At 69.3% G+C, this 25,084-nt stretch carries 26 protein-coding genes and 1 tRNA gene; 20 read left to right on the top strand and 7 right to left on the bottom strand.

The annotated features are described in order from the left end of the window. Positions 1-7: 7 nt before the first annotated feature. Positions 8-1,414 (bottom strand): tRNA (N6-isopentenyl adenosine(37)-C2)-methylthiotransferase MiaB, encoded by a 1,407-nt coding sequence (miaB, locus tag BLV01_RS04580; protein WP_091794380.1) that lies wholly within the window; start codon positions 1,412-1,414, stop codon positions 8-10. A gap of 226 nt (positions 1,415-1,640) precedes the next feature. Between miaB and BLV01_RS04575 the strand changes: the two genes are divergently transcribed. The 6 genes from BLV01_RS04575 to BLV01_RS04550 all read left to right on the top strand — a co-directional run bounded on the left by BLV01_RS04575 (position 1,641) and on the right by BLV01_RS04550 (position 7,215). Beyond that, complete coding sequence (locus BLV01_RS04575; RefSeq protein ID WP_091794379.1) at positions 1,641-2,645, top strand: lytic transglycosylase domain-containing protein; 1,005 nt, start codon at positions 1,641-1,643, stop codon at positions 2,643-2,645. Between the two features lie 415 nt (positions 2,646-3,060). Continuing rightward, complete coding sequence (gene petA, locus BLV01_RS04570) at positions 3,061-3,681, top strand: ubiquinol-cytochrome c reductase iron-sulfur subunit (protein ID WP_091794377.1); 621 nt, start codon at positions 3,061-3,063, stop codon at positions 3,679-3,681. A 3-nt stretch (positions 3,682-3,684) separates the two neighbouring features. After that, a complete protein-coding gene (locus tag BLV01_RS04565; protein ID WP_091794375.1) occupies positions 3,685-4,944 on the top strand; it encodes a cytochrome b in 1,260 nt (419 codons plus the stop codon). Then, positions 4,937-5,710, top strand: a complete 774-nt coding sequence (locus BLV01_RS04560) for a cytochrome c1 (protein ID WP_091794373.1) — start codon at positions 4,937-4,939, stop codon at positions 5,708-5,710. The genes BLV01_RS04565 and BLV01_RS04560 overlap by 8 nt, the downstream gene beginning before the upstream one ends. A 177-nt stretch (positions 5,711-5,887) precedes the next feature. Continuing rightward, entirely contained in the window at positions 5,888-6,523 is a 636-nt protein-coding gene (locus BLV01_RS04555) for a glutathione S-transferase N-terminal domain-containing protein (protein ID WP_091794781.1), read from the top strand. A gap of 197 nt (positions 6,524-6,720) precedes the next feature. Continuing rightward, positions 6,721-7,215, top strand: coding sequence for a ClpXP protease specificity-enhancing factor (locus BLV01_RS04550; protein ID WP_091794371.1), 495 nt, complete (start codon positions 6,721-6,723; stop codon positions 7,213-7,215). A gap of 466 nt (positions 7,216-7,681) precedes the next feature. Here the strand turns inward: BLV01_RS04550 and BLV01_RS04545 are convergent, their stop codons facing one another. Genes BLV01_RS04545 through BLV01_RS04535 form a run of 3 tightly spaced genes read right to left on the bottom strand, consistent with a single transcriptional unit; the run spans position 7,682 to position 9,212 of the window. Continuing rightward, positions 7,682-8,005, bottom strand: coding sequence for a DUF3301 domain-containing protein (locus BLV01_RS04545; protein WP_091794369.1), 324 nt, complete (start codon positions 8,003-8,005; stop codon positions 7,682-7,684). Between the two features lie 56 nt (positions 8,006-8,061). After that, positions 8,062-8,946 (bottom strand): carboxylating nicotinate-nucleotide diphosphorylase, encoded by an 885-nt coding sequence (nadC, locus tag BLV01_RS04540; RefSeq protein WP_091794367.1) that lies wholly within the window; start codon positions 8,944-8,946, stop codon positions 8,062-8,064. Next, the gene (locus BLV01_RS04535) at positions 8,943-9,212 is read right to left on the bottom strand and encodes a Trm112 family protein (protein WP_091794365.1); all 270 of its coding nucleotides are present in this window, start codon (positions 9,210-9,212) and stop codon (positions 8,943-8,945) included. The genes nadC and BLV01_RS04535 overlap by 4 nt, the downstream gene beginning before the upstream one ends. 64 nt (positions 9,213-9,276) lie before the next feature. Between BLV01_RS04535 and purE the strand changes: the two genes are divergently transcribed. Genes purE through BLV01_RS04520 form a run of 3 tightly spaced genes read left to right on the top strand, consistent with a single transcriptional unit; the run spans position 9,277 to position 11,554 of the window. Then, entirely contained in the window at positions 9,277-9,813 is a 537-nt protein-coding gene (purE, locus tag BLV01_RS04530) for a 5-(carboxyamino)imidazole ribonucleotide mutase (RefSeq protein ID WP_091794363.1), read from the top strand. Continuing rightward, entirely contained in the window at positions 9,810-10,949 is a 1,140-nt protein-coding gene (locus BLV01_RS04525) for a 5-(carboxyamino)imidazole ribonucleotide synthase (RefSeq protein ID WP_091794361.1), read from the top strand. Before purE ends, BLV01_RS04525 begins: the two co-directional genes overlap by 4 nt. A 56-nt stretch (positions 10,950-11,005) precedes the next feature. Continuing rightward, positions 11,006-11,554, top strand: coding sequence for a hypothetical protein (locus tag BLV01_RS04520; protein ID WP_139178457.1), 549 nt, complete (start codon positions 11,006-11,008; stop codon positions 11,552-11,554). Between the two features lie 31 nt (positions 11,555-11,585). Here the strand turns inward: BLV01_RS04520 and BLV01_RS04515 are convergent, their stop codons facing one another. Further along, the gene (locus BLV01_RS04515; RefSeq protein WP_091794358.1) at positions 11,586-12,098 is read right to left on the bottom strand and encodes a CcdC protein domain-containing protein; all 513 of its coding nucleotides are present in this window, start codon (positions 12,096-12,098) and stop codon (positions 11,586-11,588) included. Between the two features lie 238 nt (positions 12,099-12,336). Further along, the gene (locus tag BLV01_RS04510) at positions 12,337-12,915 is read right to left on the bottom strand and encodes a superoxide dismutase (protein ID WP_057948399.1); all 579 of its coding nucleotides are present in this window, start codon (positions 12,913-12,915) and stop codon (positions 12,337-12,339) included. A gap of 207 nt (positions 12,916-13,122) precedes the next feature. On the opposite strand from BLV01_RS04510, the gene grxD reads away from it, so the two are divergent. The 7 genes from grxD to BLV01_RS04475 all read left to right on the top strand — a co-directional run bounded on the left by grxD (position 13,123) and on the right by BLV01_RS04475 (position 21,408). After that, positions 13,123-13,446 (top strand): Grx4 family monothiol glutaredoxin, encoded by a 324-nt coding sequence (gene grxD, locus BLV01_RS04505; RefSeq protein WP_057948398.1) that lies wholly within the window; start codon positions 13,123-13,125, stop codon positions 13,444-13,446. Then, positions 13,443-14,201: an SDR family NAD(P)-dependent oxidoreductase gene (locus BLV01_RS04500; protein WP_254782494.1), complete on the top strand. Its 759-nt coding sequence runs from the start codon at positions 13,443-13,445 to the stop codon at positions 14,199-14,201. The genes grxD and BLV01_RS04500 overlap by 4 nt, the downstream gene beginning before the upstream one ends. A gap of 10 nt (positions 14,202-14,211) precedes the next feature. Beyond that, positions 14,212-14,805 carry a YhgN family NAAT transporter gene (locus BLV01_RS04495; protein ID WP_091794356.1) on the top strand — a complete coding sequence of 198 codons (594 nt, stop codon included), beginning with the start codon at positions 14,212-14,214 and terminating at the stop codon, positions 14,803-14,805. A gap of 517 nt (positions 14,806-15,322) precedes the next feature. After that, the gene (locus BLV01_RS04490; protein WP_254782493.1) at positions 15,323-18,559 is read left to right on the top strand and encodes a TonB-dependent receptor; all 3,237 of its coding nucleotides are present in this window, start codon (positions 15,323-15,325) and stop codon (positions 18,557-18,559) included. 285 nt (positions 18,560-18,844) lie between these two features. Beyond that, positions 18,845-19,651 carry a sulfotransferase family protein gene (locus BLV01_RS04485; RefSeq protein ID WP_091794354.1) on the top strand — a complete coding sequence of 269 codons (807 nt, stop codon included), beginning with the start codon at positions 18,845-18,847 and terminating at the stop codon, positions 19,649-19,651. Between the two features lie 206 nt (positions 19,652-19,857). Continuing rightward, positions 19,858-21,240, top strand: a complete 1,383-nt coding sequence (gene ppnN / locus BLV01_RS04480) for a nucleotide 5'-monophosphate nucleosidase PpnN (protein WP_091794352.1) — start codon at positions 19,858-19,860, stop codon at positions 21,238-21,240. 91 nt (positions 21,241-21,331) lie between these two features. Further along, positions 21,332-21,408: transfer RNA gene (locus BLV01_RS04475), tRNA-Asn, on the top strand. Between the two features lie 152 nt (positions 21,409-21,560). Here BLV01_RS04475 and BLV01_RS04470 read toward each other — a convergent pair. Then, a complete protein-coding gene (locus BLV01_RS04470; protein ID WP_091794351.1) occupies positions 21,561-22,097 on the bottom strand; it encodes a GspH/FimT family protein in 537 nt (178 codons plus the stop codon). Positions 22,098-22,339: 242 nt separating this feature from the next. Here BLV01_RS04470 and BLV01_RS04465 point away from each other — a divergent pair, with 242 nt between their 5' ends. From BLV01_RS04465 to BLV01_RS04450, 4 genes are all read left to right on the top strand, one after another. Continuing rightward, positions 22,340-22,870: a GspH/FimT family pseudopilin gene (locus BLV01_RS04465; protein ID WP_175485767.1), complete on the top strand. Its 531-nt coding sequence runs from the start codon at positions 22,340-22,342 to the stop codon at positions 22,868-22,870. Next, a complete protein-coding gene (pilV, locus tag BLV01_RS04460) occupies positions 22,867-23,376 on the top strand; it encodes a type IV pilus modification protein PilV (RefSeq protein ID WP_091794347.1) in 510 nt (169 codons plus the stop codon). Before BLV01_RS04465 ends, pilV begins: the two co-directional genes overlap by 4 nt. Then, a complete protein-coding gene (locus BLV01_RS04455) occupies positions 23,373-24,572 on the top strand; it encodes a PilW family protein (RefSeq protein ID WP_343124236.1) in 1,200 nt (399 codons plus the stop codon). Before pilV ends, BLV01_RS04455 begins: the two co-directional genes overlap by 4 nt. 70 nt (positions 24,573-24,642) lie before the next feature. Beyond that, complete coding sequence (locus BLV01_RS04450) at positions 24,643-25,083, top strand: pilus assembly PilX family protein (RefSeq protein WP_091794345.1); 441 nt, start codon at positions 24,643-24,645, stop codon at positions 25,081-25,083. Position 25,084: the final 1 nt, after the last annotated feature.

Below are 25,084 nucleotides of genomic sequence, written 5' to 3'. Positions count from 1 at the left end.
TCGCGGCTCAGGCCGCGGTGTGTGCGTCGTCGTCGAGCCGCACGCGGCCGCGCAGCGAGTTGGACAGCGCCTGGGTGATCGTCACGTCGACGAAATGGCCGATCAGCCGCTTCGGCGCCGGGAAGTTCACCGAGCGCATGTTCTCGGTCTTGCCGGTGAGTTCGTCCGGATCCTTGCGCGAAGGGCCTTCCACCAGCACCCGCTGCACGCTGCCGACCATGGCCTGGGAGATCTTCGCCGCGTTGGCGTTGATCGCCGCCTGCAGGCGCGACAGGCGCGCGTGCTTCTCCTCGCCGGTCACCGTGTCTTCCAGGTCGGCGGCCGGGGTGCCCGGGCGGCGCGAATAGATGAAGGAGAACGATTGGTCGAAGCCGACGTCCTCGATCAGCTTCATGGTCTTTTCGAAGTCGGCCTCGGTCTCGCCGGGGAAGCCGACGATGAAGTCCGAGGAGATCGAGATGTTCGGCCGAACGCTGCGCAGCTTGCGGATCTTCTGCTTGAACTCCAGCGCGGTGTAGCCGCGCTTCATCGCCGAGAGGATGCGGTCGCTGCCGGCCTGCACCGGCAGGTGCAGGTAGTCGGCCAGCTGCGGCACGTCGCGGTACGCCTCGACCAGCGAGTCGGAGAACTCCAGCGGGTGCGAGGTGGTGAAGCGGATGCGGTCGACGCCGTCGATTTGCGCGATGGTGCGGATCAGCAGGCCCAGGTCGGCGATCTCGCCTTCGCCGTACGGCCCGCGATACGCGTTGACGTTCTGCCCGAGCAGGTTGATCTCGCGCACGCCCTGTGCGGCCAGTTGCGCCACTTCCACCAGCACGTCCTCGAACGGCCGGCTGACTTCCTCGCCGCGGGTGTAGGGCACCACGCAGAACGAGCAGTACTTCGAGCAGCCTTCCATGATCGAGACGAACGCGCTCGGGCCTTCGGCGCGCGGCTCGGGCAGGCGGTCGAACTTTTCGATCTCGGGGAAGCTGATGTCGACCTGCGGCAGCCCGGTCTCGCGCTTGGCGCGGATCAGCTCGGGCAGGCGGTGCAGGGTCTGCGGGCCGAACACCAGGTCCACGTGCGGGGCGCGCTTGACGATCGCCGCGCCTTCCTGCGAGGCGACGCAGCCGCCGACGCCGATGATGACCTGGCGCTCGCCCTGCTTGTGCTGCTTCCAGCGGCCGAGCTGGCTGAACACCTTTTCCTGCGCTTTCTCGCGGATCGAGCAGGTGTTGATCAGGATGACGTCGGCTTCGGACGCGTCGGTGGTCAGTTCCAGGCCGTCGCTGGCGGCGAGCACGTCGGCCATCTTGGCCGAGTCGTACTCGTTCATCTGGCAACCGTGGGTCTCGATGAAGAGTTTCTTGGCGCCCGGCCGGGACGGCGGGGCGGCGCCCGGCAGGGCGGGCAGGGGATGCAGGTCGGTCATGGCGGGTCCGGGAGGGGCGGCGGTTATTCCGCGCCGGAGGGGCTGTGTGAGGGGCGGGGGCAGAGGCGCCGGGAGCGGGCGGAAGCCGCCTGTCGCCCGTCGCGGCCCTGCGCCCGCGCCGCAAGTATAGCCGCGGGCGCCGGCCCCCGCCCCAAGCCGCGGCCCCCGTCACATTCTGCGCCGGCCCCCTTGGCAGCTTCGGCCCGGGCGGGGGACACTGCGCCGGATGAGGGGGAGCTCGCTGCTGCTGGGGGTGTTGGGGTTGCTGGCGTTCGCGCCGGCGGCGGCCGGCACGCTTTGGCGCTGCGACGGCCCCAACGGCGAGCGCAGCTACGTCAGCAAGAAGGTCAAGGGCGCGACCTGCACCGTCGTCAGCCAGTACACCAACAAGGCGAGCCGGCCGCGCGATCCGGCCCCGGTGGCCTACGCCCCGCCCAAGCCGGCGCCGGCGATGGGTTCGCTCGGCGCCGGCACCGACGCGGCGATCCCGGCCTCGGCCCACAGCAACCCGCCGGCGACCTATGCCGGCGCGGCCGCCGCCCTGGTCGCCGGCGGCATCAGCGCCGGCGCCGCGGCGAGCGCGCCGGCCGCCGCACCCGCGGCGCCGGTCGTGCCGGTCGCGGCAGTGCCGGCGCAGGCGCCGACCCGGCTGGTGCAGGGCCAGATCTATTCCTATGTCCAGGACGGGGTCCGCCACTACGTCAGCAAGCGGCCCAAGGGGCTGGCCAACGCCACCCAGATGCGGACCATCCGCTACAGCTTCATCGAGACCTGCTTCGCCTGCGCCGCCCAGCCCGGGGTCAACTTCGGCACGCTGCGGCTCAACACCGCGGCCTACTCGGCCGAGATCGCCGCGGCCGCGCGCCAGCACGGGGTCGAGGAGGCGATCGTGCGCGCGATCATCCACGCCGAGTCGGCCTACAACCCCAATGCGCTGTCGCGCGCCGGGGCGCAGGGGCTGATGCAGCTGATGCCGGCCACCGCGCGCCGCTTCGGCGTCGGCAACGCCTTCGACGCCGGCCAGAACATCCAGGGCGGGGTGCAGTACCTGGCCTGGCTGCTCAAGCGCTTCAACGGCGACCTGACCCTGGCCTCGGCCGGCTACAACGCCGGCGAGGGCGCGGTCGACAAGTACAAGGGCGTGCCGCCGTATTCCGAGACCCAGCGCTACGTCCAGCGCGTCGCGGTGCTGGCCCAGCGCTACCGCTCCGCCGGCGTGGTGCAGCGCTGAGCCGGGCGCCGCACCGGCGCTGCGCCCCCGTGGCGGGCGCGCCCGGTGGCCTGAACGTCCTTGTGCGAGCGCCCCCGCGGCGCACGCCGCCCGCGCCGATCCGGCCAAGCCTGCGCGCCGCCTCGGCAAAGCCGTTCGCGCATCGCGGCCGCGCCGGCGCCCGGGCCGCGCGCGCGGCGGGTCCGGGCGCCTCGCGCAAACGCCTTGCGAATCCGGGGCTTGTGCGCACGGTCGCGTCCGGGTGGGGCCGGTGGCGGTTTTGCAAGAGCGCGGATTGTCGCGCCCTTAACGGTTCCGCTACACTTCCCCGTCTTTTGAGCCGCCAGCCTTTCGCCAGTGGTTGTGTTTGGTTTATAGCCATCGGTTCCGGGTTGTGCGGCGTTACCCTCGCATTGCAGATTTCGCGGAGTGCCGGATGGCCAACCAAGGGGTCAACGATCCTATCAACACGGGCCGACGTCGGTTCCTCACCGCCACCACCGCGGTGGTCGGGGCGGTCGGAGCCGGTTTTGTGGCAGTGCCTTTCATCAAGTCCTGGAATCCCAGCGCCCGCGCGAAGCTCGCCGGCGCGCCGGTGACCGCGGACATCACCGGGCTGGTCGAAGGCCAGCGCCTGATCCTGGAGTGGCGCGGTCAGCCGATCTGGATCGTCAAGCGCTCCAAGGCCATCCTCGACGCGTTGCCGACGCTGGACGGCCACCTGCGCGATCCCAAGTCCGAAAACAAGGACCAGCAGCCCGAGTACGTGTTCAAGGCGAGCCCGGAACTGCGCTCGCTCAAGCCCGACATCTCGGTCCTGGTCGGCCTGTGCACCCATCTGGGCTGCTCGCCCGAGATGAAGGCCGAGATCCGCCCGGAGCCGTTCGATCCGGAATGGAAGGGCGGCTACTTCTGCCCCTGCCACAAGTCGCGCTTCGACATGGCCGGCCGCGTGTTCCAGGGCGTGCCCGCGCCGATCAACCTGCTGGTGCCTCCGCACCACTACGAGAACGACAACACGATCGTGATCGGCGTCGATCCGGCGAAGGGGGCATAAGCCATGGCCAACATCCTCACGCGTACCGCCAACAACGTCTTCGGCTGGGTCACCGACCGTGCGCCCGGCATGATGCCGATGTACCGCAAGCACATGAGCGAGTACTACGCGCCGAAGAACTTCAACCTCTGGTACTACTTCGGTTCGCTCGCGCTGCTGGTGCTGGTCAACCAGATCGTCACCGGCATCTTCCTGACGATGCACTTCAAGCCGTCCGCGGCCGAAGCGTTCTCGTCGGTCGAATACATCATGCGCGACGTGGAGTGGGGCTGGCTGATCCGCTACATGCACAGCACCGGCGCCTCGCTGTTCTTCATCGTCGTGTACCTGCACATGTTCCGCGGCCTGCTCTACGGCTCCTACCAGAAGCCGCGTGAGCTGGTGTGGATCCTGGGCATGCTGATCTACCTGGTGCTGATGGCCGAAGCCTTCATGGGCTACGTGCTGCCGTGGGGCCAGATGTCGTTCTGGGGCGCCAAGGTGATCATCTCGCTGTTCGGCGCGATCCCGGTGATCGGCAACGGCCTGACCGAGTGGATCATGGGCGACTACCTGCCCGGCGACGCCACCCTCAACCGCTTCTTCGCCCTGCACGTGATCGCGCTGCCGCTGGTGCTGCTGCTGCTGGTCGTGCTGCACCTGGGCGCGTTGCATGAAGTGGGTTCCAACAACCCCGAGGGCGTCGACACCAAGCACGGCCCGAAGGGCAACCGCTGGGACGCCAACAAGCCGATCGACACCATTCCGTTCCACCCGTACTACACGGTCAAGGACCTGTTCGGCGTCGGCTTCTTCCTGATGCTGGCGGCCTTCATCATCTTCTTCGCCCCGGCGATGGGCGGCTGGTTCCTGGAGCACGACAACTTCACCGAGGCCAACCGCCTGGTGACGCCGGAGCACATCAAGCCGGTGTGGTACTACACGCCGTACTACGCGATGCTGCGGGTGATCCCGGACAAGCTCGGCGGCGTGATCGTGATGTTCCTGGCGATCGCGATCCTGTTCCTGGTGCCGTGGCTGGACCGCTGCAAGGTCAAGTCGGTGCGCTACCGCGGCCTGATCAGCAAGTTCATGCTGATGCTGCTGGCGGTGTGCTTCGTGTGGCTGGGCAAGATCGGCGCCGGCCCGGGCACCGACCCGGTCGAGACCATCATCGGCCGCGTGCTGACCTTCCTGTACTTCGCCTTCTTCATCACCATGCCGGTGTGGACGAAGCTGGACAAGACAAAGCCGGTGCCGGAACGGGTGACGATGCATGACTAACCACAGCCAGCCTCTCCGGAAGACCCGCATCGTGAAGAAGCTCGCCACTTTCGTCGCCGGCCTGCTCGTGTCGGTCACCGCCTACGCCTCCGAAGGCGGCGCGCTGCTGCAGTCGGGCACCGACCTGAGCGACCGCGCCTCGCTGCAGCGCGGCGCCCAGCTGTACATGAACTACTGCTCGGGCTGCCACTCGCTGAAGTACCTGCGCTACTCGCGCATGGCCGAGGACCTGGGCCTGACCGAAGACGAGGTGATGAACAACCTCAACTTCACCGGCGCCAAGTTCGGCGAGCAGATCCAGGTCAACCTGACCCCGGAACACGCCAACCAGTGGTTCGGCAAGATGCCGCCGGACCTGAGCCTGATCACCCGCGTGCGCGGCAGCGATTGGGTCTACACCTACCTCAACCAGTTCTACCTGGACGAGTCGCGGCCGCTGGGCTGGAACAACAAGCTGTTCCCGAACGCCTCGATGCCCAACCCGCTGTGGGAGCTGCAGGGCCTGCAGCACGCCGAGTACGGCGAGAAGGACAAGACCACGGGCGATCGTCCGGTGCACGGCCTCAAGGTCGAGCAGGCCGGCAAGCTCGACGAGGCCGGCTTCCGCGCCGCGACCCGCGACATCACCGCTTTCCTCGAGTACGCCGGCGAACCGGCGGCGCTCAAGCGCCAGAGTCTGGGCGTCTGGGTGATCCTGTTCCTCGCTCTGTTCACCTTCCTGGCCTACTTGTTGAAGACCGAGTACTGGCGCGACGTGGAACATTGACGGAGTTCGCCTGGAAAACCCGCGCCACAAGCGCGGGTTTTCCGTTAGGGTTGACGGTCTGGCGAGCCGGCAATCTGTGCAAAGCCGGGGTGTGCGGGCTCGAGGCCGTGACGACCTTCCACACAGGGTGGAGGGCGTCTTGCGACTGGCGGATTCCGGTCGTTGGAGAGGTCGATGATGGCGGCGAGCCCCCGTATGCGTAATGCCCTGACTCTGTTTTCGTCTACCGACTGCGTGCTGTGCCACCGCGTCCGGCTGGTGCTGGCGGCCAAGGGCGTCACCTACGACCTGATCCCGGTCGATCCGCAGAATCCGCCGGAAGACCTCGTCGACCTCAACCCCTACCACTCGGTGCCGACCCTGGTCGAGCGCGACCTGGTCCTGTACGCGGCCAGCGTGGTCAGCGAATACCTCGACGAGCGCTATCCGCACCCGCCGCTGATGCCGGTCGATCCGCTCTCTCGCGCGCGCCTGCGCCTGGCGATGCTGCGCCTGGAGCACGACTGGGTGCCGCAGGTGCAGGCGATCCAGATGGGCAACAAGGTCCAGGCCGAAGCCGCGCGCAAACGCCTGAAGGAACTGCTGACCGCCTCGGTGCCGCTGTTCAAGGCCAGCAAGTTCTTCCTGAACCCGGAAATGAGCCTGGCCGACTGCGCCATGGCGCCGATCATCTGGCGCCTGCCCTCGCTCGACGTGCCGCTGCCGAAGGACGGCAAGGCGATCGAGGACTACGGCAACCGCATCTTCCGCAATCCGGGCTTCTCGCGCAGCCTCACCGACCAGGAACGCAAGCTGCGCGACATGCCGATGTAAGCGCGGGCCGCGCGGGCGTCGCCGGCTGCGGCGACGGCCATGACGCGGACCGCGCCGGGGCGGCGCGGACGGCGCCGCGCGCGGCCAGCCGCGGCCGCACGGGGGGCGGCGCGGGCCGGGGCGGACGGACGGCGCGATCGCACGCCGATGCGCGGCGAAATTTTCTGTCCGGGCGCGCCAGGCGGTAAACTGCGCGCATGAGCGAAAGCAGCACCTCGATGACCAGCCACCGCCCCTATCTGTTGCGGGCGCTGTACGAATGGATCGCCGACAACGGCATGACCCCGCACCTGCTGGTGGACGCCACGCGTCCGGCGGTGCAGGTGCCGGCGCACGCGGTCAAGGAAGGCAAGATCGTGCTCAACGTGGCCGCGCGCGCGGTCTCGCACCTGGAAATGGGCAACGACTTCATCCGCTTCAGCGCGCGCTTCGGCGGCGTCAGTCATCCGGTCAACGTGCCGGTCGGCGCGGTGCTGGCGATCTATGCGCGCGAGACCGGGCAGGGCATGGCCCTGCCGGAAGACGCCAGCCTGGAAGAGACCGCGCTGGACGACGCGTCCGATCCGCCCGAGGCGGCCGCGCCGTCGCCGCAGCTCAGCGCCGTGCCCAGCGACCCGCCGCCGGACGGCGACGACGACGGCCCGCACACCCCGACCCCGCGACGCGGCGGACACCTGCGCATCGTCAAGTAACCGGCTGCGCCGGCGCGCGCTAGCTCCCTGCAGGAGCCGCGCAAGCCGCGACCGCGCCAGGAAAACGACGGCGCAACAAGGCACCTGCCCGTCGTTCCGGCGGGTGCCCGAACCTATCCAGCCGCCACGCACGCGCGACCGCCCCCTGTAGGAGCGGCGCAAGCCGCGACCGCGCCAATTCAATTACGGCGCGCCCGCCGCCGGCCCGTCATTCCGGCGAAAGCCGGAATCCATTTTGATCTTGCGCCCCGGACGTTGCGGCGTGAGCGGACGCAACGGCGATGGATTCCGGCCTTCGCGGGAACGACGGGGTTGGACGGGTTGCGCCGTGATCGCAGTGGCGCGGTCGCGGCTTGCGCCGCTCCTACAGGGGGCGGCCGCAGCAAGCGCTGCGTGCATGCGCGCAGGGCCGGTCGGGGCAGGCGAATCCCGCGATGCCCAAGGCCGGCCGGGGCAGGCGACCCCGTCAGTGCAACTGCGAGGGCTCGCGCGTGACCGGCCCGCTGAACGCCACCAGCCTGTCGCCGCGCAACACCAGCCGGCCGATGTGGCGGTCTTCGCCGTCGATGGAATAGTCGAAGCGGAAGGTGCGTTCGAACCCGAGCCAGCCGCTCTCGTGACGGATCACCCGCAGCCCGATCGCGTGCACGCTCTGGTCGAGCCATTGCACCCCGGCCGAGCGGCAGGCGTCGCGGCCGACGACTTCGGCGCGTTCGGCGGCGGCGCGGCCGGCGCTCCAGAACGAGAACGCGGCGGCGCCGAAGATCATCAGCAGGATCAGGGTAGGCATGGCGTTTTCTTGGCGGCGGAGTCGGCGCTACGCAAGGGGGCGGGCGCCCGCGGTCGCTACGGCCGGACCGGCGGCGGCCCGAGCTTCAGCGAAAGATCGACGGCGCGCACATGTTTGGTCAGCGAGCCGATCGAGATGCAGTCCACGCCGTCCTCGGCGATCGCGCGCAGGCCGTCGAGGTCGACGCCGCCGGAGACTTCCAGCGGGATGCGCCCGTCGAACGGCGCCGCGCGCGCGATCCGCACCGCCTCGCGGCGGGTGGCGGCGTCGAAGTCGTCGATCAGGATGCGGTCGCAGCCTTCGCCCAGCGCCTCGCGCAGCTGGTCCAGCGTCTCGACCTCGACGATCAGCGGCAGCGCGGGGTGGCGCGCGCGTGCCTGGCGGATCGCCGCGACCAGCGAACCGGCCGCGCGGATGTGGTTTTCCTTGAGCATCACCGCGTCATAAAGACCGATGCGGTGGTTGACCCCGCCGCCGCAGCGCACCGCGTACTTCTGCGCCAGGCGCAGGCCGGGCAGGGTCTTGCGGGTGTCCAGGATGCGGGTGCCGGTGCCGGCCACCGCGGCCACGTACTGCGCGGTGACGGTGGCGGTGCCCGACAGGGTCTGCAGGAAGTTCAGCGAGGCGCGCTCGGCGCTGACCAGCGCGCGCGAGCGGCCGCGCAGGGTCGCCAGCACCGTGCCCTTGGCGACGCGGTCGCCTTCGGCCACCGTCCAGTCGATCTCGACCTGCGGGTCGAGCGCGCGGTGGCAGGCGTCGAACCACGGCCGGCCGCAGATCACCGCGTCTTCCTTGCACAGCAGGTAGGCGATGTCGGCGCTGTCGGGCAGCAGCTCGGCGGTGACGTCGCCGCTGCCGAGGTCCTCGGCCAAGGCGTCGGCGACGTCGGCTTCGATCTCGGCCGCCGGCGGCGGGGTCAGGTCGCGGGCGGCGGCGTTCATGCGCTGGGGAAACCCTCGACCTGGGCGGTGGCCAGGGCGTTCTCGGCGTCCAGCAGAGGGATGCCGTCGTCGACGATGTAGACGGTCTTGCGGTCGCGGGTGACCAGCGCCTCGCGCAGCGCCTGGGTCTGGGCCTCGCCGCCGCCGCGGACCACGCCGCCGCGGGCGATGGCGGCGTTGAGCGCCTGCAGGCCGCGGCCGTCCAGCGGCAGCAGCGGTTGGCGGGTGGTCGGGCAGACGAGCAAGTCGAGCAGTTTGCGATCCATACGGTTTGATGCCGGTACGACGGGACAGGGCGTTAGAATACGTCTTTGCGCCAAGGCACGCCCCATGTCCCCAGCCTCGTCCGATCCAAGCCCCTCGTCCGCCGCCGCCGGTCCCGCCCCGCTCGTGGGCATCGTCATGGGCTCGCGCTCGGACTGGGAGACCATGCAGCACGCCGCCGCCAAGCTCGAAGCCCTGGGCGTGCCGCACGAAGTGCGCGTAGTGTCCGCGCACCGCACCCCGGACGTGCTGTTCCAGTACGCCGAAAGCGCGGCCGGCCGCGGCCTGCGCGCGATCGTCGCCGGCGCCGGCGGCGCCGCGCACCTGCCGGGCATGCTGGCGTCGAAGACCGCGGTGCCGGTGCTCGGCGTGCCGGTGCAGTCCAAGGCGCTCAACGGCATGGATTCGCTGCTGTCGATCGTGCAGATGCCGGCCGGCATCCCGGTGGCGACCTTCGCCATCGGCAACGCCGGCGCCGCCAACGCCGCGCTGTTCGCCGCCGCCGTGCTGGCGCCGGAATACCCGGCCATCGGCGCGGCGCTGGCCGCGTTCCGCGCGCGCCAGACCGACGAGGTGCTGGCCCACGACGACCCGCGCCAATGACCACCGTCGGCATCCTCGGAGGCGGGCAGCTGGCCCGCATGCTGGCGCTGTCGGGCGCGCCGCTGGGCCTGCGCTTCCTGGTCCTGGACAACACCGCCGACGCCTGCGCCGGCCAGTTCGCGCCGATGGTGGTCGGCGACTACACCGACCAGGCCGCGCTCGACGAGTTCGCCTCGACGATCGACGTGGCCACCTTCGATTTCGAGAACGTGCCGGCCGAATCGGCGCGCTGGCTGGCCGAGCGCCGGCCGGTGTTCCCGAGCCCGCGCGCGCTGGCGGTGGCGCAGGACCGCCTCGCCGAGAAAACGCTCTTTCGCGAGCTCGACATTCCGGTGCCCGACTTCGCCCCGATCGACTCGCGCGCCGGCCTCGACGCCGCGCTGGCGGCCATCGGCACGCCGTGCATCCTCAAGACCCGCCGCCTGGGCTACGACGGCAAGGGCCAGTTCCGGATCAAGACCCCGGCCGACGCCGACGCCGCCTGGGCCGCGCTCGGCGCCCAGGCCGACAGCGTCGGCCTGATCCTGGAAGGCTTCGTGCGCTTCGAGCGCGAGTTGTCGGTGGTCGCCGTGCGCGGCCGCGACGGCGAGTTCCGCGCCTGGCCGCTGACCGAGAACTGGCACGTCGACGGCGTGCTCTCGGCCAGCCTGGCGCCGGCCGTCGCCGACGACGCGCTGGCCGCGACCGCGGTCGCCCACGCGCGCAAGCTCGCCGACGCGCTCGACTACGTCGGCGTGTTCGCGCTGGAACTGTTCTGCCGCGACGGCGTGCTGCTGGCCAACGAACTGGCCCCGCGCGTGCACAACTCCGGCCACTGGACCATCGAAGGCGCGGAAACCTCGCAGTTCCAGAACCACTTGCGCGCCGTGCTCGGCCTGCCGCTGGGCGATACGCGCATGCTCGGCCACGCCTGCATGCTCAACTGGATCGGCGCGATGCCGGACGCCGCGCCGGTGCTGGCCGAAGCCGGCGGGCACTGGCACGACTACGGCAAGTCGCCGCGCGAGGGGCGCAAGGTCGGGCATGCGACCTTGCGCGCGGATTCGGCGCAGGAACTGGCGCAGGCGCTGGCCCGGGTCGGCGTCGCGCTCGGCCGCCAGGAGCAGGTCGCGCCGGTGATCGCGAGGCTGACCTGATCATCATCCCGACCAGGCCGCGCTCTGCGCGTTCTGGGCGGGGCGCCGCGTCGCTGGTGCGGGCCGGGCCGTCCGCGTTGCTGGTGTTCGCCTACTTCATCGGCGCGCTGCTGTGCCTGTCGTTCGTCGATCCGGCCTGCTGCCGGTTCGAACCGGACGGCCCGGTCGGCCAGCAGGTTTTGTGGTGGCTGCTGGCGCCCTGGTTGGCGCTGGCCGCGGTTTCGCTGCTCGCGCAGTGGCGCCGGTGGCGCCGCGGTTCGTCGTGGTGGGCGGCGGTGCTGGCGCCGTTCGTGCTCGCAGTGCTGCTTGCGGCGTTCACCTGGCCTTACCTGCAGGCCGTCAACGCCGTCGCCGGCAGCCGGCCGGCGAGTTTCGGCGGCGAGGTGGTCGGCCGCTGGCGAAGCGCCGGCCGCGCGAGCATCCACGGCATGCGCTTGCGCGATACGCGCAGCGGCGCGCTGGTGTCGCTGCGCATCCACAAGCGCGAGTACGACGCGTTGCGCGCCGGTGATCGCGCGGTATGCGATTACCGCCGCGGGCGTTTGGGCTTCTACTTCCGCTGGCGTTTCTTCGCGCCGCAGGGGTGCCGGTTCGAGCGCGGCTGAGGCGCGCCGCCGCCGCGGCGACGCGCGCGGATCAGGGCGCCGGCGGATCGGCCGCGTCGCGCTGCGCCGCCAGCCGCCGCATCTGCACCATCAATCCGATCGCATAGACCAGCGAATAGCCGATCAACACCGTCGCCATGCCCAGGGTCAGCGCGCTCGGCGCCTGCGCCGCGGCGACGCCTTCGTGGGTGTAGCGCCAGGCGATGCGGCCGACCAGCAACGCGGTCAGCGCGCCGCCGATCCAAGGGTTCGGGGTGTAGGTGCGCTGGCCGTCGCGCCAGGCGACATGGGTGTGCTTGAGCGCGAGCAGCCCGAGCGGGGCGCCGAGCGCCGCGCCGATGCCCAGGCCCGGCGCCAGCTGCGGCTGGAACGCGCCGAGTACGCACAGCATCGCCGCGACCAGCGCCAGGAAGCCCAGGCGGATGCCGTTGCGCACCGGCCGCCACGGTTGCACGCCGAAGTTGCGGCGCACGCGCCGGTAGATCATCAGCATCGAAAGCGCGGGAACCCAGTACGGTGCGGTGGCGGCGATCGGCGAGGCCATGGGGCGCGGTTCCGGGAGCCGCGGTGCGCGGCGGCACGAGCTTGCGCGTGGGAGGCCGGCTTGCGCAAGCGTGCGGGCAGCGCCGCCTGGCGGAATGCGCGGGCGAGGGGAGGGGCGTCGTTGCTGCGGTGGCGCGGTCGCGGCTTGCGCCGCTCCTACAAAAAGCGGGTGGATTCTCGGGCAACGAAAAACGGCCGGGTTTCCCCGGCCGTTTTCGGTGTCGCGATGCCGCGGCGGCTTACTTGAGGTTGGACGCCACGAAGTCCCAGTTGACCAGGTTCCAGAACGCCTCGACGTACTTCGGGCGGGCGTTGCGGTAGTCGATGTAGTAGGCGTGTTCCCACACATCGCAGGTCAGCAGGGCGGTGTCTTCGCCGGTCAGCGGGGTGGCGGCGTTGGGGGTGCTGACCAGGGCCAGCGAACCGTCCGGACGCTGCACCAGCCAGCCCCAGCCCGAGCCGAAGGTGCCGACCGCGGTCTTGGTGAACTCTTCCTTGAACTTGGCGAAGTCGCCGAAGGCCTTGTTGATGAGTTCGGCCAGCTTGCCGGTCGGCTCGCCGCCGCCCTTGGGCGACAGGCAGTTCCAGTAGAAGGTGTGGTTCCAGATCTGGGCGGCGTTGTTGAACATGCCGCCCTGCGACTTCTTGATGATCTCTTCCAGCGACAGCGAGGCGAACTCGGTGCCTTCGATCATCTTGTTGAGGTTGTCGACGTAGGCCTTGTGATGCTTGCCGTAGTGGTAGTCGATGGTCTCGGCCGAGATGGTCGGCTCCAGCGCGGTGCGGTCGTAGGGCAGGGCAGGCAATTCGATGGCCATTGGCGGGCTCCTGAAGATGCGAGGGGGCTGGCTAGCGGAGGGCGCCGCGGCCGGCGCTCCAGGCCCGGGGCCGCGCGGTCGTGGACCGTTGGGTTCCGGGAACGGGCGCGTCGGCGACGCCGCGAAGGCTTACAATTCACATTCTATCCCCACCCAAGGTTGCCGAACCGTCAAACTCGGCAACAAACCTCGTCAGGAGCAGCACCCATGTCGTCGGTTATCGAACGGATCCAGACCGAGGTCGAGTCCCATCCGGTCGTGTTGTTCATGAAGGGCACCGCGCAGTTCCCGATGTGCGGCTTCTCCAGCCGCGCGGTGCAGGCGCTCAAGGCCGCCGGCGCGACGGCGCTGCACACCGTCAACGTGCTCGAAGACCCGGAGATCCGCGCCAACCTGCCGCGCTATTCGAATTGGCCGACCTTCCCGCAGCTCTTCATCCACGGCGAGCTGATCGGCGGTTGCGACATCACCCTGGAGCTGTACGAGTCCGGCGAACTGGCGCGCATGATCAGCGAGACCCAGTCGCAGTGACCGAGGCCGCCGCCCGCTCGAACGATCCGCAGGCCGGCGCGCAGGCGCTGGCCGGGCGCGTGGTGCTGGTCACCGGCGCTACCGGCGGGCTCGGCGCGGCCGCGTCGGTGGCCTGCGCCGGCGCCGGCGCCACCGTGGTCCTGCTCGGGCGCAAGCTGCCGAAGTTGAACCGGGTCTACGACGCCGCGGCCCAGGCCGGGCCCGAGCCGTTGCTGTACCCGCTCGACCTGGAAGGCGCCCAGCCCGACGATTACGCCGAGATGGCGCAGCGGATCGAATCCGAACTCGGCCGCCTCGACGGCGTGCTGCACTGCGCCGCCGACTTCCCCGGCCTGACCCCGCTGCTGCAGACCGACCCGGCCGCGTTCGCGCGCGCCGTGCACGTCAACCTGACCGCGCCGTGGTGGCTGTCGCAGGCCTGCCTGCCGCTGCTGGCCAAGGCCGGCGACGCCGCCCTGGTGTTCGCGCTCGACGATCCCGCGCGGGTCGGCCAGGCCTATTGGGGCGGCTACGGCGCGGCCCAGCACGGGCTGGCCGCGCTGGTCGGGATCCTGCACGCCGAGCTGGGCAATTCCAGCGTGCGCGTGGCCGGGCTGCGTCCTGGGCCGATGCGCACGCCGCTGCGCGCGCGCGCCTATGTCGAAGAAAGCGACCGCTCCGCGCGCGAGCCCTCGGCCTACGCCCAGGCCTGCGTGACCTTGCTGTCGGCCGCCGGCGCGGGCCATCGCGGCACGGTCTGGGCGCCGCAAGCCTGAGCCCGCCGCCATGACCATCGCTTCGGCCGCGCTGCTGCTCTTCATCATCCTCGACCCGCTCGGCAACATCCCGGTGTTCCTGAGCCTGCTGCGCGGGCTGCCGCCCAAGCGCCAGCGCATCGTGCTCGCGCGCGAACTGCTGATCGCGCTGGGCGTGCTGATGGTGTTCCTGTGGGGCGGCAAGTACGCGCTGGAGCTGATGCACCTGCGCCAGGAGTCGGTGTCCATCGCCGGCGGCATCGTGCTGTTCCTGATCGGCATCCGCATGATCTTCCCGCCGCCGGAAGGGCTGATGGGCGAGATCCCGGACGGCGAGCCCTTCATCGTGCCGATGGCGATCCCGCTGGTGGCCGGCCCCTCGGGCATGGCCGCGGTGATGCTGATGGGCAGCAACGACCCGGCCCGGCTCGGCGACTGGAGCCTGGCCCTGCTGATCGCCTGGGGCGCGACCGCGGCGATCCTGTTCTGCGCCACCATTCTTTATAAGTTGCTCGGCCGGCGCGCGCTGATCGCGATCGAACGCCTGATGGGCATGCTGCTGGTCGCGATCTCGGTGCAGATGATCCTCGACGGTCTGGGCGCCTACCTGCCGGGGCCGCCGTAAGCGAACCGCGGGGCTCGGGCCGGGGCCCAAGCCCGCTCGTTCGGGGCGGGCCTGTCTCGGCCGGCCCGACCTGGCGGATTGCCCGCGGCCAGAGCGCGATGACCCCGCGCCGACCGGCCCGATCACGCGGGTTGCCGACGAACGGCGCGACGCGCGCGCCATGCGAGTGCCGCCGCACGACGCCGGTCCGCGATTTCGAGTGGCGATCCGGTGCCTGGCGTATGTTGGCCGGCGCCCATTCGCAGGCGCATGGGGACGCGGCGCGGCACCGGCTTATACAACTTTGCGCTGCATGGCAGTTCAGGTGTGGACGCAGTCACCGTGTGACAAGGCTTGATGCCGGTCACGTCTCTGTCACACACCCTGCCTAGCCTGTTAAACTGCTGTTAACCCCGGCGGCCACGGCGCCGCGCGGGTCTAGGGGCTAGCCATCAAAACGGACCTGGTACGAGCGCGGCGCGAAGCCGCGCCGGCCGGCCGACTCCGCCACGCATTCCACTGTACCGAGGCCATCGTAATGACCTATCAGAACCGCGTCCGCATGTCCAAGCTCACGCTTGGCCTGCTCGCCGTACTCGCCACCGCACCGGCGTTCGCCCAGTCCACCTCCGCCGGCGTCAACGGCACGGTGACCAGCGCCAACGGCCAGCCGGTCGTCGGCGCCGAAGTGACCATCACCCACGTCGAGTCGGGCACGGTCAGTCGCGCCACCACCGACGCCAGCGGCCGCTACAACGCCCGCGGCCTGCGCGTCGGCGGTCCGTACACGATCAACATCACCAAGGAAGGCGAGGGCACCAAGACCGAGGACGGCGTCTACCTCGATCTGGCCAAGAGCAACACCATCAATGCCGCGCTGTCGCCGGCCGACGTGACCACCCTGGGCTCGGTCACCGCGGTCGCCACCGGCGGCTCGGAACTGTTCAGCGCGACCAAGATGGGCTCGGGCACCAACGTCACCCGCCAGACCATCGAAGCGCTGCCGTCGATCGGCGGCAACATCCAGGACTACGTCCGCCTCGACCCGCGCGTGGCCTACGTCAACCGCGCCGAGGGCGGCATCACCGCCGGCGGCCAGAACCCGCGCTACAACGCCATCCGCATCGACGGCGTGTCGGCCAGCGACACCTTCGGCCTGGAAGGCAACAACATGCCGACCCGCCGCCAGCCGGTGTCGATGGAAGCCATCGAAGGCATCAACGTCGACCTGGCCAGCTACGACGTCACCATCACCGGCGCCACCGGCGCGGTGGTCGACGCGGTGACCAAGTCGGGCACCAACGAGTTCCACGGTTCGATCTACGGCAGCTACCGCGACGGCGGCTGGTTCGGCAAGGATCCGACCGACACCAAGTTCAACGGCTTCGACAAGGAAGAGACCTACGGCGCCACCTTCGGCGGCCCGCTGGTCAAGGACAAGCTGTTCTTCTTCGCCAACTACGAGAAGTTCAAGCAGGCCGCTCCGGGCGCCGACATCCCGGGCAGCGCGCTGGGCCGCCGCGGCGCGGTGATCACCCAGAACGACCTGTCGCGCGCGCAGACCATCTCCAGCGGCTACGGCTTCGACGCCGGCGGCCTGGGCAGCTCGGGCAACACCGACCTGGAAGAGTACGCGCTCAAGATCGACTGGAACATTTCCGACGCGCACCGCGCCAGCCTGCGCTACAGCAAGCTCGACCAGAGCAAGCTGCGCATCAACGGCATCAACAGCAGCCAGATCTCGCTGAACTCGTACTGGTACCAGCACACCAAGTCGGTCGAGAGCTGGGTCGGCCAGTTGTTCAGCGACTGGACCGACAACTTCTCCACCGAGTTCAAGGTCTCCTACCGCGACTACTCGGCCGTGCGCGAAACCCCGGGCACCGCGCCCAGCGTGCGCATCTGGTTCGGCGGCACCGAAGGCAATCCGGGCGGCGACTCGCTGTTCCTGGGCACCGAGAGCAACTCGCAGGCCAACAAGCTCTACACCAAGACCTGGAACGCGTTCGGTTCGGGCACCCTGGCGCTGGGCGACCACAACGTCAAGTTCGGCTTCGACTACAGCAACAACGACGTCTACAACCTGTTCGGACCGCAGGTCTACGGCGTGTACGAGTTCTGGGGCCTGGACAACTACCAGGCCGGCCGCTGGCTGAAGTACGACGTGCGCACCCCGCAGCCGGGCGCGGGCATCGACAGCGTCGCCGGCGCGTTCAAGTACAAGCAGTACGGCCTGTTCATCCAGGACGAGTGGTTCGTCAACAACAACCTGACGGTGAACTTCGGCCTGCGCGCCGACAAGCCGGAAGTCAACAAGAACCCGGACTACAACCCGCTGGTCCAGCAGGTGTTCGGCTACGACACCCGCAAGGTGCTGAACTCCAAGTGGCTGATCCAGCCGCGCGTGGGCTTCAACTACACCTTCGACAGCGAGCGTCCGACCCAGCTGCGCGGCGGTTTCGGCCTGTTCCAGGGCGAGTCGCCGCAGGTGTGGCTGACCAACGCCTACAACACCACCGGCCTGAACTACATCCAGTACTCGCAGAACCTGGCGTCGAGCGAGAACTGGCAGAACCTGAAGTTCAACGGCGACGGCCTCAACCCGCCGATCCCGTCGCGCGCCGGCAGCCAGTTGCAGAACGTCAACGTCATCAACCCCGACTTCGAGCAGCCGTCGGTGTGGAAGGCCAACCTGGCGTTCGAGCATGAGCTGCCGTGGTACGGCGTGGTCGGTTCGGCCGAGCTGCTGGTGACCAAGGTCAAGAACGCGCTGTTCTACCGCAACCTCAACCTCGGCACCCCGCAGGCCCAGGGCCAGGACGGCCGCGACCTGTTCTGGAGCCAGGCCGCGAACCTGCGCAACCGTCCGTGGTCGTCGGGCAACAACCGCTTCGCCCGCGACCGCCGCTTCGACCAGGTCCTGCTGCTGGACAACACCGACAAGGGCGAGACCCAGCAGTTCACCGTCGGCCTGAGCAAGCCCTTCGGCGTCGAGAGCGACTGGTCCTGGAGCCTGGCTTACACCTACACCCACGCCACCGAAGTCAGCGGCCTGACCAGCTCGACCGCGACCTCCGGCTGGAACTACAACTACCTGTTCGACGCCAACGAAGAGACCGCCTCGACCTCGCGCTACCAGATCAAGGACCGCATCATCGGCACCCTGGACTGGAAGCATAAGTTCTTCGGCGACTACGAGACCCGCGTCGGCCTGGTGTACGAAGGCCGCAGCGGCCGTCCCTTCAGCTACGTCTACTCCAACGACGTCAACGGCGACAACCGCTCCGGCAACGACCTGTTCTACGTGCCCAGCGGCCCGGGCGACGTGCTGTTTGGTTCGCTCAGCCCGGCCGGCCAGTTCACCGCCGACCCGGCCATGGAGAAGCGCTTCTTCGACTGGCTGGCCTCGAACCCGGAACTGGGCCGTTACGCCGGCCGCTCCGCGCCGCAGAACGCCGGCCGCGCGCGTTGGGTCAACACCTTCGACGTGCGCATCAGCCAGGAACTGCCCGGCTTCTTCAAGGACCACAAGTCCGAGATCTGGCTGGACATCCAGAACGTGGGCAACCTGATCAACAAGGATTGGGGCCACATCTACGACTACGGCTTCTTCGCCAGCCAGCGCGTCGCCGCGATCCAGGGCATGTACAACGGCAAGTACGTGTACAACTTCGCCACCCCGGACGCGCCGACCGTGGCCAACGCCGACGCCGACGGCTTCAACGTCGGTGTGTCGCAGTGGTCGGTCCAGCTGGGCTTCCGCTACAAGTTCTGATCCACGCGGTCGGACGCTCCACCCAAGACAGCCGGGTTCGCCCGGCTGTCTTTTTTTATGGGTCCGGGCGGCCGCGCGGCGCCGGCGCGATCGGCCGCGGTTCGGTCGCATGTTCGCAGCAATCGCAGCGCTATGATCCCAGCGCCGCCGCCGTCGCGCGGCCGTTTCGCCCTGCGCGCGCAGGGCTTTGCGCCAGGGGAGGGGACGCCGCCGCCGATACCGCTACGCCGCAACGCATTGATTGACGCCACCAATGAATGTCCGCGCACTGGAGAAACAATCGCTATGGACAGAACCACCGCCTCGCCGGCGCCGTCGCGCCTGGTCGCTTCGCCCGTTTTCGTGATTTCCGCCGTCCGCAGCGGCTCGACCCTGCTGCGCTGCGTGCTCGACACCCACTCGCGCATCTGCGCGCCGCACGAGCTGCACCTGCCGGATTTCCAGGTCCAGCTCGACACCCTGCAGGCCAACGTCTCGATGGAGGCGATGGGCCTGGACCTGGCGGAGGTCGAGCACCTGCTGTGGGACCGCCTGCTGCACCGCCTGCTGGCCGCCAGCGGCAAGCACACCATCGTCGACAAGACCCCGGCCAACGCCCTGCGCTGGCAGCGCCTGGCGCAGTGCTGGCCGCAGGCGCGCTTCATCTTCCTGGTCCGCCATCCCAGCCATGTGCTCGATTCGATGCTGGCCGCGGCCAAGGGCGCGCTCGGCCAGGAGCTCAAGGAACGCTTCGGCGAGCAGAACGAACGCTGGGGCAATCCGGATTCGGCCCAGACCATGCTGCTGCCGCAACTGTCGGGGGTGATCCAGGCGCGCGCGGCGCTGCCCGGCCTGACCGTGCGCTACGAGGAACTCACCGCCGACCCGGCGCGGGTGACCCAGGACGTCTGCCGGTTCCTGGGCCTGGAGTGGGAGTCGGAGATGATGGAGTACGGCCGGGTCGACCACGGTCCGTTCAAGGTGTTCCTCGGCGACAACAGCGAGCGCATCCACTCCGGCCGGATCCAGGCCTCGCGCGAACTGCCGGCCGGCGACAGCGTGCCGCCGCGCCTGCGCGAGGCCTGCCAGAGCCTGGGCTACCTGGCGCATTGAGCGCAGCCGCGCCCGCCCGGCAGGGTCGGGCGCGGGCTTGCGCGTGATCCGGACAGCCGGGCGCGTCCCGGCTTTTTTCATGGCCCGGCGGTTGGCCGCGACGGCCGCGCAGCCGCGCCGGGGCGGCCGCCCGCGGATACCGGAGGCGGCGGCCGAACTGCTAGAGTCCCAACCCACGAATCGACGAAAAAGCCGAGAAAAACGCAATGACCGCAACCCCCACCGCGACCGTCCTGCCGACGGTCAACGCCCGCATCTACCCCAAGGGCGGGCTCGATGTCCTGTCCCGCGACGAGGTCGCGCGCCTGCGCGATGCCTCCACCGGCATGCACGATCTGCTGCGCCGCTGCGCCCTGGCGGTGCTGACCAGCGGCAGCGCCTCCGACGACCCGCGCGCCGCGCGCGAGCTGTATCCCGACTTCGACATCGAAGTGCACCAGCAAGACCGCGGCATGCGCATCGACCTGACCCGCGCGCCGGCGATGGCCTTCGTCGACGGCGAGATCATCCGCGGCGTGGCCGAGCTGCTGTTCGCGGTGGTCCGCGACCTGGCCTACACCGCGATCGAGCTCGGCAAGGGCGGCGGCCGCGACCTGGATTCCAGCGACGGCCTCACCGACTCGGTGTTCGGCCTGCTGCGCAACGCCCGCATCCTGCACCCGGCCGACCCGAACCTGGTGGTGTGCTGGGGCGGCCACTCGATCTCGCGCGACGAGTACATCTACACCAAGCAGGTCGGCTACGAGCTGGGCCTGCGCGGCCTGGACATCTGCACCGGCTGCGGCCCGGGCGCGATGAAGGGCCCGATGAAGGGCGCGACCATCGCCCACGCCAAGCAGCGCCGCCGCGCGATGCGCTACATCGGCATCACCGAGCCGGGCATCATCGCCGCCGAGTCGCCGAACCCGATCGTCAACCACCTGGTGATCATGCCGGACATCGAGAAGCGCCTGGAGGCCTTCGTCCGCATGGGCCACGGCATCATCGTGTTCCCCGGCGGCGTCGGCACCGCCGAGGAGATCCTGTACCTGCTCGGCATCCTGCTGCGCGAGGAGAACGCCGGCCTGCCGTTCCCGCTGATCCTGACCGGCCCGACCGCGTCGGCGCCGTACTTCGAGCAGATCGACAAGTTCCTGCGCCTGACCCTGGGCGAGGTCGCGACCCAGCGCTACGAGATCATCGTCGGCGACCCCGAGCGCGTCGCCCGGGCGATGTCGCAGGGCATCCGCAAGGTGCGCGAGTACCGCATCGAGCACAAGGATTCGTTCTTCTTCAACTGGTCGATCGACATCCCGCTGACGTTCCAGAAGCCGTTCGTGCCGACCCACGAGGCGATGGCTTCGTTGGACCTGCACCACGGCCGCAAGCCGCACGAACTGGCCGCGGACCTGCGTCGGGCGTTCTCGGGCATCGTCGCCGGCAACGTCAAGGAAGACGGCATGCGCCGGATCGAGGAATTCGGCCCGTTCGAGATCCACGGCGACCCGGACATGATGCAGTCGCTGGACGAACTGCTGCGCGCTTTCGTCGAGCAGCGGCGGATGAAGATCGCCGGCGAGTACCGTCCCTGCTACCGCGTGGTGACCTGAACGGGTATGATGCCGGGCTCCGGCGGCGACGCAGCTTCATCACCGTGAAGTGTTGACGCCGGGGTGCTGAATCAGCATCATATGCAGCCCCGCCCGAATAGCTCAGCCGGTTAGAGCACTTGACTGTTAATCAGGGGGTCGTTGGTTCGAGTCCAACTTCGGGCGCCAGATTCGAGAAGGCCGCGAGCGATCGCGGCCTTCTTTTTTGCGTCCGCGAAAGCGCTGCGGCGCTGCGGGACTGACCCACGCCGGAGCCGGCGGCTTTGCGCCGCCCGCGCCGCACCGGCCACAACGCTGCAGCGCCACGGCATCGCGCGCGCTCACTCCTCGCGGCAGCGCGCGGCATCCGCCGCGCCGGCATCGCGCACCTGGAAACCGTACCCGCCGACGCGCCGCAGCACCCAGGCGCGCGCATCGCTGCGCAGGTCGCACAGCAGCCACGGCGTGTCGGCCAGGACGCGGCCGCTGCCGGCTTCGAAGCGGACCAGTACCGGGCCGCGCAGCGCGCGCAGGCGCAGGTGCGAGGGCAGGGGCAGTTCGCGCCGCAGCAGTTCGTCGGGCGAGTCGAAGGCCCGGTTGCGGTTGCGGTCGGCGAAGGCCATCAGGCCGCGGCTCCAGTCGAGCTGGTCGCGGCAACGGAAGTGGATCCAGCGCACCGGGCACAGCAGCACCGGCGCGCCGGTGTCCGCCGCGTGCGCGCCGGCCTGCCGGTACAGGCCGGCCAGCCCCTGGGCGAAGGACTGCGCCGACAGGTGGTGGAAGCTGGCGCTGGGTCCCGGGCTGACCAGCAGGCTCAGCAGGTTGGCGAGCAGGAACGCGGCGATGAATTCGTAGGCGTCCAACGTCTTGATTCGCATGGGCCTTTCCTTGGCGGGCACGCATCCTTGCGCGGACTGGAAGCTTGGCCGGCCGCGCTCGCCGGCGCCCAGCGGCGCAGCGCGCAACCGCCGGTAGGGCTAAGCCGTGACGCCTGTCGGACTATTCCTAGGCTCAAAAACCACTGACTTACTCCGCCTGACCGCTCGTCGGTGTGGCACCTTTTGTAGGTAATTCCGACTGTTAGCATCCGAGCCGTCTTGTAATGGGGAAGCGCGCGTCCATGAGCAGGCGGCGAACTGCCGGTTTCACCCTCATCGAGTTGCTGGTGACGATCGCCATCGGCGCGGTTCTGATCGGCCTGGCCATGCCCAGCTTCACCGATGCGATACGTTCCAGCCGGGTGACCTCGGCGGCGAACGAGTTCTCCGCCTCGGTGGCGCTGGCGCGCAGCGAGGCGATCCGCAGCGGCCGCATCGGCTACATGTGCGCGAGCATCAACGGCACCAGCTGCGGCGGCCAGTGGAACGACGGCTGGCTGGTGTGGACCGATCTCAACAACAACGCCGCCGCCGACGCCGACGAGCGGCCGCGCCGCACCGAGAGCATCCGCGACGTCGACCTGACCGGGACGGCGCTCGCCGGCGGCAGTGCCACCACGTTGAAGTTCGACAACCGCGGCCGCCTCAGCGAAGGCGGCAAGCGCGAGTTCGTGCTCAAGGCCGCGTCCTGCCGCAGCGGCGCCAACCAACTGCGCAAGTTCGAACTGTCGACCACCGGACAGGTCACCATGGAAAAGGACAAGTGCCCATGATCGTCACCGTCCGTCGCGCCGGCGTCGCCCGCGCGCGCAGCCAGCGCGGCTTCTCGATGATCGAGGTGCTGATCGCGGTCCTGGTGCTCGGCCTGGGCCTGCTCGGCCTGGCGATGCTGCAGACCTTGAACGTGCGCTACGCGCAGAGCGCCAACTATCGCACCCGCGCCACCAACCTGGCCTACGACCTGCTCGACCAGATCCGCGCCAACCGCGCGCTGGCCCTGCAGTTCGAGAACAGCGTGACCAAGGAGAGCTTCGCCAGCGTGACCGGCAAGCAGTGCACGCGCCCGATCACCACCCAGGACGGGCTGATCACCACCGAGCAGAACGCGATGCGCTGGCGCTGCCAGGTGCGCGCCGCGCTCGGGCCCGAGGCGTACGCGATCGTCCGCCGCAACAGCAACGAATACAGCATCGAAATCGCGTGGAGCGACCTGCAGGGCGGCGTCGGCAAGCAAGACGGCTACTACAACGGCAAGATCAACGTGAAGACCGAACTGTGAAGACTTCCCACGCTCAATCCGGCCTGTCGCTGATCGAATTGATGGTCGCGTTGGCGATCGGCGCCATGCTGGTGCTCGGTCTTTTGCAGGTGTTCTCGGCTTCGCGCGCGGCGTATCAGCTGTCCGAAGGCCTGGCCCGGGTGCAGGAGAACGCGCGCTTCGCGGTCGATTACATGCAGCGCGACCTGCGCATGGTCGGCCACCAGGGCTGCGTCAACGACCAGGCGCGGTTCCTGACCAGTCCGGCCGGTTTCCGCAGCACGTTCGTCGCCGAGACCCAGCCGACCGAAGCGCAGTTCGCCGCGGCCGCGCCGCAGCTGCAGTTCCAGGTGTCGGTGCAGGGCTACGAGGCCCAGGGCACCGGCCCGGGCGGCTCGGTGACCCTGCCGACCAGCGGCACCTGGGCCGGTTCGCCGGCGCTGCCGACCTACATCCAGAATCTCAGCCCTGCGCCGGCGGCCGGCAGCGACGTCGTCGTGCTGCGCTACTTCTCGCCCGAAGGCGTGCCGCTGGAGACCTTCGCGTCCGGCACCACCACCACGATGACGGTGGAGAAGGCCCGCTGGGACAAGGTGATCGCCTCGAGCGGCATTACCGAGCCGGCGATCCTCGGCGTGGCCGATTGCATAAGCGCGACCACGTTCCAGGCCAGCGCCATCCAGGCCTCGGCGAGCAAGGTCACGGTGTCGGTCGCGGCGACCGGCCTGAACAAGTCGTCGATGATCACCGACAACTTCACCACCGGCCAGGCGATGCTGTACCGCGCCGAGTCGGAGGTGTTCTACGTCGCCTATCGCGCCGACGGCAACCCGGCGCTGTTCCGCGCCCGCTTCAGCGCCACCAAGAACGGCACGGCGGTGACGCCGGTGATCGAAGAACTGGTGCGCGGCATCGAGAACATGCAGCTGATCTACGGCATGGACAGCCAGGCCAACAGCGCGCTGCCGCCGACCGGCTTCATCGCCAGCCAGATGGTCGCCGACAAGGTCCAGACCGGCGCGGCGACCGTGCCGTGGCGCCGGGTCGGCCTGGTCCAGGTGGCGCTGTTGAGCCGCGCCAACACTCCGTCCGCCGCGCTCGCGCCGGCCGAGTTGCCGCGCCTGCTCGGCGTGCAGGTCACGCCGCCCACCGATACCCGCTACCGCGCCGTGTACGAAACCACGATCGCCATGCGCAACCGCCTGTACGGGAACTGAGGAGAACTCCGTCGTGAACAACCGCTTGCGCCACGGATCGCTCCGTTCTCCCCGCCGCCAACGCGGCGCGGTGCTCTACATCGCCTTGATCATGCTGATCCTGCTGGCCTTGCTCGGCCTGGTCGGAATGAAGGTCAGCGGCCTGCAGGAACGCATGTCGACCAACTACAGCAACGTCAACGCCGCTTTCCAGGCCGCCGAACAGGGCGCCCGGGTCAAGGAGGCGGACATCCAGAAGACCTTGTTCGCCGGCAGCGGCGTGTACGAGGCGAACCAGGAAATGTGCTCGCCGCCGTTCGACCCGATGACCTGGTCGGACCCGGCGACCAATACCAACAGCAAGGACGTTTTCACCCGACGCATCGACAAGTGCTTCGCCGGCTCCAGCATCAAGGTCGGCAACAACAAGAGCGAAGAGACCAGCAACATCTACCAGGTCAGCGCCCTGGGCGGCGACCGCGATGCCAATGCCTCCTCGATCGCGGTGATCGACACCGTGTTCATCCCCTGAC

The sequence above is a fragment of the Lysobacter sp. yr284 genome, assembly GCF_900107375.1.
Classification (GTDB): domain Bacteria; phylum Pseudomonadota; class Gammaproteobacteria; order Xanthomonadales; family Xanthomonadaceae; genus Lysobacter.
Note: the sequence above shows the minus strand (reverse complement) of the source record. Positions and strands in the feature narration are given on the sequence as shown.